This window comes from Nostoc sp., from assembly GCF_036917575.1.
GTDB lineage: Bacteria > Cyanobacteriota > Cyanobacteriia > Cyanobacteriales > Nostocaceae > Nostoc.
Genome location: NZ_JBALDC010000100.1, coordinates 37483 through 52485 on the forward strand (window position 1 = coordinate 37483; position 15003 = coordinate 52485).

At 39.9% G+C, this 15003-nt stretch carries 13 protein-coding genes; 9 read left to right on the plus strand and 4 right to left on the minus strand.

The window, feature by feature from the left end; translation table 11 throughout:
- Positions 1 to 245: 245 nt before the first annotated feature.
- Positions 246 to 416, plus strand: a complete 171-nt coding sequence (locus V7K79_RS28520; protein ID WP_335052720.1) for a hypothetical protein — start codon at positions 246 to 248, stop codon at positions 414 to 416.
- A gap of 183 nt (positions 417 to 599) precedes the next feature.
- The gene (locus V7K79_RS28525) at positions 600 to 1808 is read left to right on the plus strand and encodes a NupC/NupG family nucleoside CNT transporter (protein WP_335052722.1); all 1209 of its coding nucleotides are present in this window, start codon (positions 600 to 602) and stop codon (positions 1806 to 1808) included.
- 62 nt (positions 1809 to 1870) lie between these two features.
- Here the strand turns inward: V7K79_RS28525 and V7K79_RS28530 are convergent, their stop codons facing one another.
- A complete protein-coding gene (locus V7K79_RS28530; RefSeq protein ID WP_335052724.1) occupies positions 1871 to 3607 on the minus strand; it encodes an ABC transporter ATP-binding protein in 1737 nt (578 codons plus the stop codon).
- Between the two features lie 144 nt (positions 3608 to 3751).
- Positions 3752 to 4969, minus strand: a complete 1218-nt coding sequence (locus V7K79_RS28535; RefSeq protein ID WP_335052726.1) for a lipid-A-disaccharide synthase-related protein — start codon at positions 4967 to 4969, stop codon at positions 3752 to 3754.
- A gap of 395 nt (positions 4970 to 5364) precedes the next feature.
- Here V7K79_RS28535 and V7K79_RS28540 point away from each other — a divergent pair, with 395 nt between their 5' ends.
- Positions 5365 to 5595: a hypothetical protein gene (locus V7K79_RS28540; RefSeq protein WP_335052728.1), complete on the plus strand. Its 231-nt coding sequence runs from the start codon at positions 5365 to 5367 to the stop codon at positions 5593 to 5595.
- Between the two features lie 539 nt (positions 5596 to 6134).
- Here the strand turns inward: V7K79_RS28540 and V7K79_RS28545 are convergent.
- Positions 6135 to 6932 carry a sulfite exporter TauE/SafE family protein gene (locus V7K79_RS28545; protein WP_335052730.1) on the minus strand — a complete coding sequence of 266 codons (798 nt, stop codon included), beginning with the start codon at positions 6930 to 6932 and terminating at the stop codon, positions 6135 to 6137.
- A gap of 629 nt (positions 6933 to 7561) precedes the next feature.
- On the opposite strand from V7K79_RS28545, the gene V7K79_RS30090 reads away from it, so the two are divergent.
- The 4 genes from V7K79_RS30090 to V7K79_RS28565 all read left to right on the plus strand — a co-directional run bounded on the left by V7K79_RS30090 (position 7562) and on the right by V7K79_RS28565 (position 10859).
- Positions 7562 to 7726 carry a hypothetical protein gene (locus tag V7K79_RS30090; protein ID WP_442938979.1) on the plus strand — a complete coding sequence of 55 codons (165 nt, stop codon included), beginning with the start codon at positions 7562 to 7564 and terminating at the stop codon, positions 7724 to 7726.
- Positions 7727 to 7860: 134 nt separating this feature from the next.
- The gene (locus V7K79_RS28555; protein ID WP_335052732.1) at positions 7861 to 8448 is read left to right on the plus strand and encodes a TetR/AcrR family transcriptional regulator; all 588 of its coding nucleotides are present in this window, start codon (positions 7861 to 7863) and stop codon (positions 8446 to 8448) included.
- A 44-nt stretch (positions 8449 to 8492) separates the two neighbouring features.
- On the plus strand, positions 8493 to 8936 hold the full coding sequence (locus tag V7K79_RS28560; RefSeq protein ID WP_335052734.1) for an acyl-CoA thioesterase: 444 nt from the start codon (positions 8493 to 8495) through the stop codon (positions 8934 to 8936).
- Positions 8937 to 10025: 1089 nt separating this feature from the next.
- Entirely contained in the window at positions 10026 to 10859 is an 834-nt protein-coding gene (locus V7K79_RS28565) for a phytoene/squalene synthase family protein (protein ID WP_292858494.1), read from the plus strand.
- 7 nt (positions 10860 to 10866) lie between these two features.
- Here V7K79_RS28565 and V7K79_RS28570 read toward each other — a convergent pair whose 3' ends face one another.
- Entirely contained in the window at positions 10867 to 11139 is a 273-nt protein-coding gene (locus V7K79_RS28570; RefSeq protein WP_335052740.1) for a hypothetical protein, read from the minus strand.
- Between the two features lie 231 nt (positions 11140 to 11370).
- Between V7K79_RS28570 and V7K79_RS28575 the strand changes: the two genes are divergently transcribed.
- Complete coding sequence (locus V7K79_RS28575) at positions 11371 to 12966, plus strand: serine/threonine-protein kinase (RefSeq protein ID WP_335052742.1); 1596 nt, start codon at positions 11371 to 11373, stop codon at positions 12964 to 12966.
- Positions 12967 to 13732: 766 nt separating this feature from the next.
- Positions 13733 to 14479, plus strand: a complete 747-nt coding sequence (locus tag V7K79_RS28580) for an FHA domain-containing protein (protein WP_335052744.1) — start codon at positions 13733 to 13735, stop codon at positions 14477 to 14479.
- Positions 14480 to 15003: the final 524 nt, after the last annotated feature.

Sequence of the window (15003 nt, forward strand, 5' to 3'; positions counted from 1 at the left end):
TCGGTGGAAATACCGTTCTTTATTTATAGTCTTTAGAGTATCACATATTCTATTTAAGTAAGCAAGAAGTTTTTCTAAAAACTCCGGTATTCCTATCAAATAAATGTATATTGAACACCGCTCAATAAGCTAGGCATGGAGAAGAGACAAGGTAGACAAGGAACAAGGGAAAAACAAGTCAGAGGGGAGAGGTGACAGGTGACAGGTTATAGGGAATAATCTGTACCCTGTAACCTATAACCTATGTGTGGCAAATCATTGGTGTTTGCGATCGCAATTTTGGCATCGAGTCTGGTTATGGTGGGATAACTGGCATAGATAACCAAACTGACACCTCACTAATCATGGCGTTGGCGCAATCACCAGAACTCATACCAAGCCATCTTAGCTTTGGCTACCCGCGCCAGGAGGGGTAATTTTAAATCAGAATTAACCTTTAGAGTGCCGCCATGTTTTTTTACTATAATTTGCCGTGCGATCGCTAAGTTTTTATTCACAGGATCAAAACTCTAGTAATTGACTAAAAAGCCACAAAAAAGGCGAATTTTTGTGTATGCTCTGTGACTAAGTGCTTTAGCGATACATTTCCAGGAGCAAAGATGGAACGCGCCATTTCTGTGTTGGGAATTTTAGTTTTTATTGGTATATCCTACGCCTTCTCTGTTAATCGTCGTGCAGTGCGTTGGCGAATAGTAGCGTGGGGTTTGGGATTGGAATTTGTGTTTGCGCTCGTGATTCTTAAAACTTCTTGGGGTTTAACTGTGTTTAAATCTCTGGGAGATATTGTCAGCCAATTTTTGGCATTTTCTGATGTTGGTGCAAAATTTGTCTTTGGAGAAAATTTTAAAGATCATTTCTTTGCTTTCCAAGTGCTGCCGACAATTATCTTTTTCTCTGCCTTCATTAGCGTCTTATATTACTACGGCATTTTACAGCGAGTCGTAAACGTGATGGCGTGGGTAATGATGAAAACAATGAAAACATCGGGTTCTGAATCTTTATCTTGTGCAGGTAACATCTTTTTGGGGCCAACAGAGTCGGCGCTGATGGTTAAACCTTATATAGCAAATATGACGCAATCGGAACTCCATGCGTTGATGACGGGTGGTTTTGCCACAATTGCCGGTGGAGTACTAGGAGCGTATCTTTCCTTTGGCATTCCAGCAGAACACCTGATTGCTGCTTTCTTTATGACTGCTCCCACATCTATGGTGGTATCAAAATTACTTTACCCAGAAACAGAAGTATCAGAGACGGTTGGCAAAGCAAAAGCGGATGTAAAAACCAATTATGTAAATGTAATTGATGCTGCTACTACCGGAGCAATTGACGGCGTGAAGCTAGCAGTTAATGTTGGGGTAATGATTATCGCCTTTTTAGGATTATTGGCTGCCCTGAATGCACTTTTGGGATGGTTAGGGTCATTTGTGGGCTTACAGCAGCTTTCATTGCAGTGGATTTTGTCTTTTATTATGGCTCCCGTGGCGTGGCTAATGGGCGTACCTTGGGCTGATTGTCGGCAAGTTGGAGCTTTATTAGGTACAAAAACAATTTTGAATGAGTTTATTGCTTTTTTGGATTTAAAGGCACTAATTGAGAGTGGAAAAATCTCCCAACGCGCAGTAATTATTACAACTTACGCATTATGTAACTTTGCAAATATCGGTTCAATTGGCATTACTATTGGCGGTATTACTGGCATAGCACCTAATCGCCAACATGACTTAGCTCGCATGGGTGTCAGGTCAATGATTGGCGGATTATTAGCGGGTTTTATCACTGCTTGTATTGCTGGGATGTTGATTTGAAAAATAATTCTCTAAATATAGATTTTATAAAATGAGTCAACTGACAGTAATTTAGCAATGCCTTACTCATCTGTAGAGTAGAACTGTTGGGCGTAAAAACGGGCATACCGTCCCTCCTGTCTCAGGAGGGAGTTGTGGGTACCAGCTTCAACCACCTGTCCTTGTTCGATTACAAGAATGCAGTCAGCCCGACGAACGCTGCTCAAGCGATGGGCGATAATAAACACGGTACGGTTTTGCATGACTCGTTCTAGTGCTTCTTGAACTAATGCTTCTGATTCAGAATCTAGGGCAGAGGTGGCCTCATCTAGGATAAGAATTCGCGGATCGTTGGCAACTGCTCTAGCGATCGCTAGTCTTTGGCGCTGTCCTCCCGATAGGTTAACTCCACGCTCTCCCACCCAGGTATGATAACCCTGAGAAAACTGGGTGATAAAAGAGTCAGCGTTGGCAATCTTTGCTGCTTCTTGAATCGCTGCTAAATCTAATTTTTCCTGACCATAACCGATATTTTCAGCGATCGTTCCCGAAAAAAGGGTAATATCTTGGGGAACAATCCCAATTTGATGGCGCAAGCTGGTAAGTGTGACATCACGGATATCAATATCATCAACCAGAATTTGACCCGTCTGAGGGTCATAAAAGCGAAGTAAAAGGTTAATTAACGTTGATTTGCCTGCTCCAGAAGAACCAACCAAGGCAATCACATTACCAGGAGAAGCGTCTAAGCAGAGATCCTTAAGAACTGGCTGCCCCCGATTGTAGGCGAAATCGACATGACGATACTCTACCTTGCCCATAACTCTTGGCATTATCTGAGCATTCGATTTTTCGCTGATACTAGGCTCCTTCGCCATTAATTCAAAGATGCGTTCAACAGAAGCTTCGGTCTGTTTGTACTCGTTGTAATTACTAATCATCATGTCGATTGGCTGAATCAGTATAGCCACAGCAGCTAAGAAACTGATAAACCCTTGAGCTGTCAGCTGATTCTGAGAAATCTGCCATCCTCCTAATAAAAACAGCAGTATAATACTAACTGCTTCCAAAAAACCAACAACGGGAAACTGAATGGATTTGAGTTGTAAAGCGCGATACTTAGCTTGGCGATTGATTTCTGCTTCTTGATTGAATCGCTTCACTTCATATTCTTGAGCTGCAAAAGCCTGAACGACGCGAATCCCGCTAAATACTTCAGTTAGCATCGCCGACAAATTGGAAACCTGATTTTGGCTCTGGCGAGATAGCACGAGTAATCGCTGACCAAATTGCCCAATCAACCAAGCCATTAAAGGAGCCAAAATCAAACCCGCAAGAGTGAGCGGCCAATTCAGGTAGAGCATATAGATGGGAATTCCAATTAACTGCAACAAATTGGAAAGAAACTGATGGGATAACTTATCCACAATCTCGCCCACGCGATCGATGTCTTCGGTCAGGCGATAAGTCAGGTCTCCTGTCTGTGTGGTTTCAAAGTAATCTAATCCAAGTTTGTGCAGGTGAGCATAAACGCGCTTACGCAAGTTTAAAACCATGTTCAGAGTAGCAGCGATCATAAAGACATTCTGCCCGTATTGACAAAGCCCTCGAACCAAGAATACTAAAGTGGCTAGTCCGAGCCAGTAGGCAATCTGGTTAACATTTCCCTGGCCAAGATGAAAAGAGACCTGACCTGCTAAATAGGGCACTGCTAAGGTGAATAACACAAATCCTAAGATACAAGCTAATCCCCGAATTAACAGCGACCATTGGGGCCACAGATAAGGCAACAGTTGCCAGTAACTAGAGCGGACTTTCATAGGTAAGTAATAATTCAAGAGTCAGGAGTCAGGAGTCAGAATTCAGAATTCAGAATTCAGGAGTCATAATTGAGGTGCATTACGGCGTTAGCCTACCACACGATGTTACCCAACCGTGCTGACTCTTGAATTCTGACGCAATTTCTACTCAGTTTCTCCTAGAGAGTTTAGTAGAAAGCGGGCAATTCTCTCAGATGCACCAGGTGGGCCAAATCGCTCAGGGCCATTTTCTTTGCACTTAGCGAGGTAGTCTGAATCTTCTAAAGTTTCAACTACTCGTTTAGCTGCTTGCTTGAGAATCTCAGGGGTTGCTGGCTTAGTGCCGATGGTTTGGGCAGAAATGCCCAACAGCCGTGTTTGCGCTTCTGCAAATTGATAGGTAAATTGAGGGCCCTCTCCGGGAATCTGGATGATGGGTTTCCCGATCGCTACAGCTTCCTCCACTGCCAAACCTGCCATACCAATAACGAGAGTAGAGTAACATAGGATGTCACTGAAGGCATCTGAATAACATCTCACTTCCACAAGCGGTGATTTTTCAACAGAACTTCCTGGGGGAGAATAGGTAAGTATGCCTTGATTCAGTTGCCAACCTTGACTTTTAGCAATGTCGTCTAATTGCGCCATCAAATCCGGTATCAAGGCTGCACGAAATTGTAATCCTGACTCAGGCATCACCTTGGCGATTTCTACTACCAGTTGCAACTGCAAACAAAAATTTCGCGCAGCTTCAGGCATCCGTGACCCTGGTAGGAGAGCGATCGCTCTATCGTCCGGTTTCAGGTGCAAGTCTTTGCCAGTAGGGACAAGCCAATCTAAAGCCGGAATGCCAGCACACTGAGCTTTAGTTAAACCTTGCCGTTGGAGGTCATAAGCCGTATAGGAATCCTTGGTGAAAACTGCCAGACATCTGGAAGAATTAAGGTCGTGCCACAGCACTGGATTGAGACGCAATCGCCCTTCGTAGAGGGCAGAAAGACAAGAGATAAAGGAGACGAAGGGGCGCTTTGTTAAGTAAGCAAATGTTTGGGAGACAAAATCTCCAGTAGACATAATTAAATCGCAGTTGGGAGCATACTGTAATACTGCTTGTAATTGTCGCCACGTTAACCCAATCAATCCCGATTGAAAATCTTTCAGCAAATAGAGGCGCTTCATGTAAAAGAATCCCCCGGAGGGCATTGTTTGTGTGGGCCCGATAATAGGAATGTCTAAGCTACGGTAAGCTTTTCCTTCCCCCACAATCGGCATTGCCGCCATCTCAATAGAAGGACACAATTGGCGCAGAGTCTGAATAACATGAGAGGTATGGTTGTCCTCTCCATGGCCGTTACTGATAAACAAGATTCGCTTAGAAGGCATCTTGGGGTTTGGATAGGTCTAAAATGCTTGTTTGGTGAGATTTTTAACCTACATTGGGTGAGTAGGCTAAGAGATTGATCGTATTTTTACTCTTGAGAGTTTGTAATTTTATAGACAAATCTACAAAGTTACTTTTTCAGGTGTAAACCGGAATGGAATTACTGCTAATCCCTGTTTTTGCAGACGCTAATCTATCAGAGAATACAGTATTAGGAGTGCAAGCGCTATGGATACATTGATCTGAGTTCATAAATTGAACGAGCTATTTTAAGTACTGATCGCAGTAAGACAAGGAACAGAGGAAATGATTTTTTGAAAGTCTGTCCCCTTGTCACCAAATCCTCTTGTCCTCTTCAATGACGACAAAGTTATAAAAAAGTTGTATCCCAATAAACATGGAACACACCATTTCTGCGTTGATAATTTTAATTTTTATCGGTATATCCTACGTCTTCTCTGTTAATCGTCGTGAAGTGTGTTGGCAAATAGTGGAATGGGGTTTGAATGTCAGTACACCGAAAAGTTCTGCGTTAACGTTCGTGTTGGCGTTGGCGTTGGCGAAGCCTCTCTTCGAGAGGCTCACCGTTCGCAGAGCGTCTCCGACAGGAGAAGGTATCACTTTGTGACTGATACTTGTAAACACAATTATTCTTCAACAAAGCGTATTCTTAAATATATTTTTGAAAAACTTTTTGGGGAACTTCAAGTAAGTAAAACTAATAAATTATCTTAAAAGCTAAGGATAGCTATCACAGTAAAACATTGTTCTGGTGCTATGTCTTGAAATTTTTGTCAAGTATTAGGGTGAATAAGCAAAATTTTTGACTTATAAAATTAATTTGACGATTACTGCAACTATCTCGTTTTAACTGATAAGCAAACGTTATAAGAAGTGGTTAACTGTTTAGCAGAAAATGTTCTAATTAAAACTCAAGATAATTGCGAACAACAAAATATATTTGAAATTTTAATTTGAGCAGCTACTCAAATAGACAGCATTGAAAACACTACTAAAGTCTTAAAAAACTAGAAATCGGCTTTTGTACATTCCATAATAAATGGTATTATAAACTACCATTTATTAGCCCTAACAGAACTTTTTGGTCTATTGATATTGGATGTTGGATGTTGAATGCTGGATTTAGAATTGGAAATCTCAAATTGATTACACCTGATGAACTAATTTCCAACTTACCATCATCAAAATGGCATAAATGATAAAGCGTAGTGGGCGCTGGGGAGCTCTCTGGCAGATTTTAGCACCTAATAAGACGCCAGGTACAGAACCTAACCAGATAGGCAGTACCAAACTCCAATCAACTGTTCCTAGGCTCAGATGACCAAGGGCTGTAAACAGCAGTAAAATCGCTGCGTGTGAAATATCTGTACCCACTAACTTCCGGGCATCAAGGCGGAAAAACCCAATCAGCACTAGAGCAAACATTGAACCTGATGAGACGCTAGTTAGACCAACCAAACAGCCTAAAATTGCTCCCAAAGTAATTGTCACAAATCGACCAAAGTTAGTTTTTAAGTCTAACTTTGGCAGTTCGGGTAAATTAAATTTTGGGAAAAAAGTCAATAACAACAATTGCACTAGTGCTAACACTGTGACTAGCAAAATCATCCCACCAAGCAAACGGAACAAGATATTATCCAGGCTATACTCACCTGCATTTTTAATGACATGCAAAATCCCTACTCCGAACAATGAGCCTGGAACACTCCCAAATGCCAGCCATTTGACAACTTCTGTGTCAAGGGTTTTCTGTTCCCAATGTTTAACGCTACCAACAATTTTCATCAAGGTGGCGGCCACAACATCAGAACTCACAGCAATAGAAGGCGGAACCTGAAAAATAAAAATCAACATTGGGGTGATGAGAGAGGCTCCACCAATTCCCGTCAAACCAACGATGATACCAACAAAAAAGCTTAAGAACGGTAGTAATAAATAGTGCATACTCTTTGGGGTTTCAACAATTAGTTATCAGTTATCAGAGTCCTGTTGAATCTCTCACTTCTATAAGTGAGCGGCGTCAGTAGGGGTTGATTAAATCCACAACCGAAGCCTTGATAACTTTTCACTGACTTAATTACGAGCAGCTAGAGAGCAGCAACTCAGCCAAACTTATAGCCCAGTGCTAGACAGGGCTAGTTATGACAAGTTATTGTCTTTCTTAGGGATTCTTGGACAACTTAAAACCTGTGTGGAAGTTTTTGTAAGCATCACAACTGGCATTTAGCTCAAACAGACTTTGATAACTGCTTATTGGTCAGTTGCTCTGCTAAACTCAACTTCTAGCTAGGTTTTTCTGCGGTTTTACATATTAAAACCTCATAAGACGATGCACTTACCGTATTTTACTCGTAAACACGATCAAACGTCCAGCGTATTCGCGTTGTATATCGCTCAATTATCTGGATAATACACCGCAGTCCGTGAAACTCACTACGGACTTGTTGCTCAGAAATTTACTTACAAGTTAATAAGCATAGGGATAATTCCAAATTTTATTTTTGCAATCCAGTCAAAATCCTATTTTGTAAAGGTCAAATCGCTAACATTGCTACTGAAATTCATAATTACTTATGGTAGGGGTAGCATCAAAGCTAACGGCGTTTATAACCAGTGAAGTCTGCATTGGCTGGACAAAATTGACAGCACTGCATGGTTTAGATCGTGCTCAAACTTTAACTATTGTTCTATCTAGCACCCTGACAATTAGGCGCGATCGCAAATGGCAAAGAGTTTAGTTCTTTACTCAGTGTTGAAAAAAGCTTGACTTGCAAGCAACTATCATGCTAGAGTTATCAAACCACTCGGTCGGTAATATTTTATTTACAACAATTTTTAATTCAATAAACTTCCTACTATCAAAATTGCTGTAATGTCCAAAGGCGAAGAAACAAAAACTAGAATTCTTCAGCAAGCAGCCGAACTGTTTAATCAACAGGGGTATGCAGGTTCATCAATGTCAGACATTATGCGTGTAACTGGATTGCAGAAAGGAGGAATTTACAATCACTTCCAAAGCAAAGACGATCTCGCACTACAGGCATTTGATTTTGCGATCGCTCGCATTAAGCAGCATACTAGATTTGCATTACGAAGCAAACACCACGCAGTAGAACGTCTGCAAACAATCATTGAGGTATTTAGTAGCTTCGCAGAAAATCCACCAATTAAGGGAGGGTGTCCACTGCTGAATACTGCTGTGGAAAGTGATGATGCTCATCCGGCGTTGCGAGAACGTGCTCAACAAGCGATGAACTCTTGGCTGCATCTAATTTGTCAAATTATTGAAAAAGGAATTGAAAAGGGTGAAATTCGCCCGGAAGTGAGTGCTGATGAAATCGCTACCATCATCATCGCAACACTGGAAGGAGGCATAATGATCAGCAAGCTTTATGGAGATTCAATTCATATCCATAGGGTAATTAATCACCTGACTCAATACTTGGAAACTTCTCTTTAATTGAACATAACAAACAATATTAATAAAAAATATCAAGAAAAATAATGATAGTAAATAACAACTTACACAGGCCATTAGAAGTAGTATTAGCAATTCCTGTAAAAACATACGACATTGATTTTATGGGAATTGTGAGTAATATCGTGTATATCAGATGGCTAGAGGATTTACGTCTAAAGTTTTTAGATGAACATTGGCAACTCAATCAACAAATTGAGCTAGGATATACACCGATTCTAGCCGGAACTGAAATTGAATATAAACGTCCGATAAAGATTATTGATCGGGTGATTGGACGTTTATGGCTGAGTAGTTTGGGACGCTTAAAGTGGACTGTGCAAGCTGAAATTTTATCTAACAATGAGTTAGCAGCAGTGGCTAGCCAGAAGGGTGGTTTTGTCAGTATGCAAAATAATCGTCTTGTTCCCATTCCAGAGGAATTACAGAAGAAATATTTACAGTATCAACAAGAGATTCAGAAAATTTAATAATTAGGAATACTTCAATATTTTTTTGAGTTTTTATAGACTGTTCGGTTTGTTTATCAATATAATCTGGACTATAATACCGATTCTTGATGAATACGCGAAATAACTCCACTGCCTGCGGTACTCTCTTGGTAAAAGCAAATTTGGAGAGGTCTCTAAAAACTTACTAATTTCTTGATGGTTCTCCTCAATCCCCTCTCTGTAAGCGGGGCTAGCATGTACACAAGTCGAAAAAAGCTCGATTTACTATTCCTCTCATTCCCATGTAGAGTATGGGAACGAGGAAAACTTCATTAAGCTTAAGTGTTTAAGACTTGTGTGTGCAGCGTAGACAAGCAAGGAGGGGAAACGAAGTGTAGTTTAAACTCTTTGGGGTTATTCCGGTTTAATAAGCGATCAAGCGGACATGATACGAGAGGTCAAATATTTACAAATATTGTGTTGAGTGGGCAAACAGCCAAATTTTTTATTGTTAATCTCGTAAATATACGGGAACTTATTGTTTTGAGTTTTGGTCACTTTATGTCACTTTGAATAGCAAAGCGGTTCTGACTCCAATTAATTAGGTATAGTCAAACTCAGGCATTGCAGCCTTATATGTCGTCCAATTTAACTGAATGCTAACTCTTCGGTAAACCACTGTACCCATCCAAAGGTATGTACAAATACTGTTATCCGTTGTCAGTTTTTCCTGAATTGTCTTTATATATACAATAATTACACTTTGTTAGTCAGATTAACGCAGACTTAAAGTACTTTCAAATCGCTAAAATGGATGTTTGTTTATGGAAAAATTTCGTCATATTCAACCAAATATTACCATAATTCTTTATATGTATACCAAAATTCTATGAAAGCTATATCAAACAACACTTCAAACACTTTTGCATCCAAAAACCTCTATACTAGACTAGACTTTGATAAATTTGAGAGTTTTGTTAATTGCAACACCAAAAACTAGCAATTTTTAAATGAAATACTAGCGTATCTTATAGTCTATAGTTTTTAAGGTTTAGTCAAAACTATATCCAGTATCATCAAAAAACTGCAAACTTCATGTGGTGCCAAAATCAAGTGGGGAGTGAAAACATGAATTTACGTAGAGATGCATTGCAAATCCTCAAAGAAACTAGCCGAACTTTTTATATCCCAATTAGTGTTTTACCGCCAGGATTACAAGAAGCAGTAGCATCAGCATATTTGTGTATGCGTGCCATTGATGAAATTGAAGATCATCCCGAACTAGATAACGCTACTAAAGCAAAGCTGCTAAGAACGATTAGCCTAACATTACAGGCAGGAGTTGATGGCTTTGCGGTAGATGCTTTCTTTGCAGGCTTTAGTGGGTATGAGAATTCATTAGAAGAAGTCACTTTGAGGATTAGAGAATGGTCACTGCTAGCACCAGACACCATTGCACCTCGAATTTGGGATGCCACTGCTGCAATGGCAGACCGGATGGCTTATTGGGCAGAAAAAAACTGGAAAATTTACACAGAATCTGATTTAGATCGTTATACCTTTGGAGTTGCAGGTGCAGTGGGACTGTTACTTTCTGACTTGTGGACTTGGTATGATGGAACACAAACGAACCGTACCCAGGCAATTGGTTTTGGTCGGGGTTTACAAGCAGTCAATATCTTGCGTAACCATACTGAAGATTTGGGGCGTGGGGTAGAATTCTTCCCAGAAGGTTGGAGTGCAGAAAATATGCAAGAGTATGCTCGGCGTAATCTAGCCTTAGCAGAAGCTTATATCAAAGACCTTCCTACTGGGGGACCAGCCTTAGATTTTTGTCAAATCCCCTTCACCTTGGCAAACGGCACTCTTGACGCCCTTGCTAATGGTAAAGAGAAACTCAGCCGCAGTGATGTTTTTGCACTTATCGAACAGCTGATTAGTGTGAACATGAAAGCTAGCTAATAATCTCTCAATGACTAATGGAGATGATTCTAAATTGCCTCCAAATTTGGGCATCCAAAATTCTACAGCGATTTTCTGTAGGGTAGCCAGTGCAGTCTTCTCCCTTGGCGCTAGCCTCTCCCTTTGGGAGAAGGGGAGACGCTAAAAGCGATGGGGTTTCCCCAATCAATATAGTAACTGGCGTTGGGCACTGCCCTCCAATACCTTTAAATACCAATTCTCCCATGCAAACAAACCAGATTAAAGCTGATTTACCCAATGGGACAATGGCACGATGCACGTCATAAGCCTTGAGAGATTAATTGGTAGAAAGTAGTATAAACAGTATTTACCAATGTAAGTATAATAAATAATCTTATTTAGCGATCGCTTTAGGTAATATCAACTAAACTTTAGGAACTCTTCATAGGATTTCCAGCAAAAATTACCTTGCAAGAGTTGATTAATGTCTAAATAATTGAAAGGGAGTATAACACTCCCCGTGATTATTCGTGCAGCGAGTTGAGAGTGCATGAGCTACTGTTTAAATCCTACTTGTTCCAATCCAGAAAATTTGGTATATAGCCAAAGGTGTCAGTCTTGTGGCTCGCAACTACTGTTGCGCGATCGCTATCAGGCAATCAAACCATTAGGTCAGGGTGGCTTTGGAGCGACCTTCCTAGCCAACGATCAAGGCTTACCAGGAGAACCGAGTTGCGTAATCAAACAATTACGCCCATCAGGAAGCGCCCCACACGTTTTGCAGATGGCCAGAGAACTTTTTGAACGAGAAGCCAAAACTCTAGGTAAGATTGGCAATCATCCCCAAGTACCAAGATTGTTAGACTATTTTGAAGATAGCGAACAATTCTACTTAGTTCAAGAATATATCAGTGGCGATACCTTGCAAGAGGAGGTCAAACTTAATGGTATTTCGAGTGAAACTGGAGTAAAGCAATTTTTGAGCGAGATTTTGCCACTGTTGCAATATATCCACGAGCAAAAGGTGATTCACCGTGATATCAAGCCAGCCAACTTAATTCGCCGCACTCAAGATGCCAGAATGGTACTCATCGACTTTGGTGCCGTCAAAAACCAAATTAGCCAAAGTGCGACAAGTCCATCAGGACAGACAGCATTAACTGCGTATGCTATTGGTACTCCTGGTTTTGCACCTCCAGAGCAAATGGCTATGCGTCCAGTCTACGCCAGTGATATTTATGCACTGGGGATAACATGCATTTATTTACTGACTAGCAAAACTCCTAAAGATTTAGATTACAATCCCAACACTGGCGAGATGATGTGGGAGCACCTTGTGCAAGTGAGCGATCACTTAAGCAATGTGTTGCGAAAAATGTTAGAGGTGTCTGTACGTAATCGCTATCAGTCAGCAGCAGATGTTCTTAGAGCATTGGAAATAGAACCATACTTAGATAGTTTAGCTAAGGGTTTACTGATTAAATCTGATAATGGATCTAAAGAGAGAACACATAACCACCTGGAAAATTCTGCTGTTTTATGTAACAACCCTTCTGCTACCAGTACTGGAGTGGCACAGGTTGCAGCTGCAATTCGTGCTAGACGAGCCAAGACAGCGGAAGCCGCAGGATTACACCAAAGTTCTGGGATGGCCAAATCAACAACTTTCGCTAACAACAGCAATAGTTCACAAGTTCAAAATTCTAAAGTTGGGCGGAAGTTAGATACCCAAGGTTTATTAACAGCTTATCTCAAGGGAAGACGAGATTTTGCCTTACACAATTTAAATTTCCTGAATCTACAAGGTGCTGATTTATCTCAAACAAATTTTCATTCTGCTCAATTGCAAAAAACCAATCTTCAGGGAGCTAATCTTCACAATAGTGACTTTGGCAGAGCCAGTCTCACTCGAGCAAATCTTAAAGATGCTAATTTGAGCAAAGCATACTTTAATCATGCTGATTTAGAAGGAGCAGACTTGCGAGGTGCAGACCTTAGCAATGCTTATCTCAGTAATGCTAACCTCCGAGGAGCTAATCTGTGTGGTGCTAATCTCACCAGTGCCAAAATTTCTGATGAGCAGCTAGCACTAGCTAAAACAAATTGGATGACCGTGCGTCCCAATGGTAAACGAGGTTTGTTGTGATTTGAAAGTGTGAACTACCCCAGTGTATAGACAGATGGAGTTTCCCAATTGTCGGGAATAACCTCTTTTGTCTCTATACTTCTATCCGAATATTCTTTTATATTAGATTCTAGACTGACGGATAAACCCTTTTTCTTGAAATCAATTATTTGAGATTGGCAGAATAGCCTTATACCAATTCACAATTCGCTTTTTCACCCATTCGCAATTAAAAAATTTAGATACAGCAAAGCTTTCAAGGTTTACATCTGTATCAAATTTTTCATGAAATGGTATCAATTCTCTGCTTTGAAGTTCTCCATTTTTATTAATAATTTGAAAACGCTTATTTTCTCACATTTGGTAAAGTTAGCCATGATTATTCTCGATAAAAACTTAGATTTATTCAGAATTAATCAAATTATATATAATGTTTATTTTGCGCGTTAGCTGTCATGCTCACGAATATTAAGAAATATCCAAATTTCTACTAAAAACACGTAGGTAATTGTCAATTATTAATGAAATCTTTATAATTTTTATCTGTTACAAATAACAAATTATTATTTACAATAAACAATCAAGCATCATAAAAATTTGATAAAAATATTTTTATGTTTTTTATAGGTATAAATAACAAGAAATCTCACACCTAAAATTTTTAAAATAAAATGATTTTAAAGCACTAAATTTTTCAAATGACAAAAAAGCAAAAATCAATTATACCTGATTGTAGGCTGAAAAAGTATATTAAAACCGAAATTAGGTAGTATAAGGTTTACGTATAATGACTGACTTTGCACAAACGGAAATAGAACGCCGATTAACTTTATATCAAGTATTTCTCAAATTGTATGAACATCACAGCAGCCTTCTAGATGAAATTCTTCAGCTAGAAAACCTATCTCAACCGTCGTTGAGGAGAGTTAAGGCGGCTTACGTACATGGTGTGGTGGATAATACTGCTGTTTATTTGATGACTAACTTGAGTGACAATCAGACTCAGAGTTTACGACAGCCACAACAAATCTGGACAATAGGTCGTAATCGCAACAGTGGTATTTACATTGCTGACAATCATTTGTCTCGTCGCCATGCTGCTATTCAGCATATTGACGAGCAAGGCTTTTACTTAATTGATTTCAACAGTACCAATGGCTCGTTTGTGAATGGTAATCGCGCTCTTAGGCCGATCAAGCTTAAAGATGGCGATCGCATCCGTCTAGGAAATATGACTTTTGATTTTTTTGCGAATTATACCTACCGTGTTCTGCCAACTGTGGCAATGGATTTATTGATGCAGCTTGTGCATAGAAGGAATAATCATACAGTAGATTATTCTCAAAATAGACAAAAATCTCTGACTGAAAAACCAGATTCTAATTTAGAGGCTTTCAGAAATTTTGGAATAGTTGAGAAGGTTGAAAATTCTTATGACAACTTCAGTTCAGAACAGAAATCAGAAATTTTAGACCGCCTATTTACCACACAAATGTCGTCTAATCCCAGCCAGCTCAAAAATTGCAACTTCTAGCAGTTTTCAATTACTTTGCTGAGTGCTGTTAACGGTAGCTTGACATGCAGACAAATATTGAAAGTTAAAAAGTAATAAAGAATAGGGAACTCGTCAAAATATATAAAAAAAATTAAGAATTTGATTAAATATCATAGCAATCATTTTGAAGTGGCGTCTCTAGCTCAAAATAAAAACAAAGCGATTCAGAGATTGATCTGACAAGTTATACTCTATCCTGGCAACAGGAGGATACTCAAGGTCTACCAGCAGTAGCACCGCTACGCATCTACGCCAAAAAAAACCCCCAGTGAGCGTTAGCCAACCAGGGGAGTTAGTTATCAGGGTGCATCTACCAATTAAATGTTCTCAGGTTGAAGACCATACTCCGGATAAATTTGGACAAAGGTCAGTTATTTTTTAAATAAAAAACCCCCAGTCGGTGTTAACCCAATACGGTTCAGTTAAGGCTATGCAGTGCTTGAAACAACAAACACAGGAGGATTAGTTCTTGTTCCAGTACCTCTGTGTTTAACTTTTTTAGA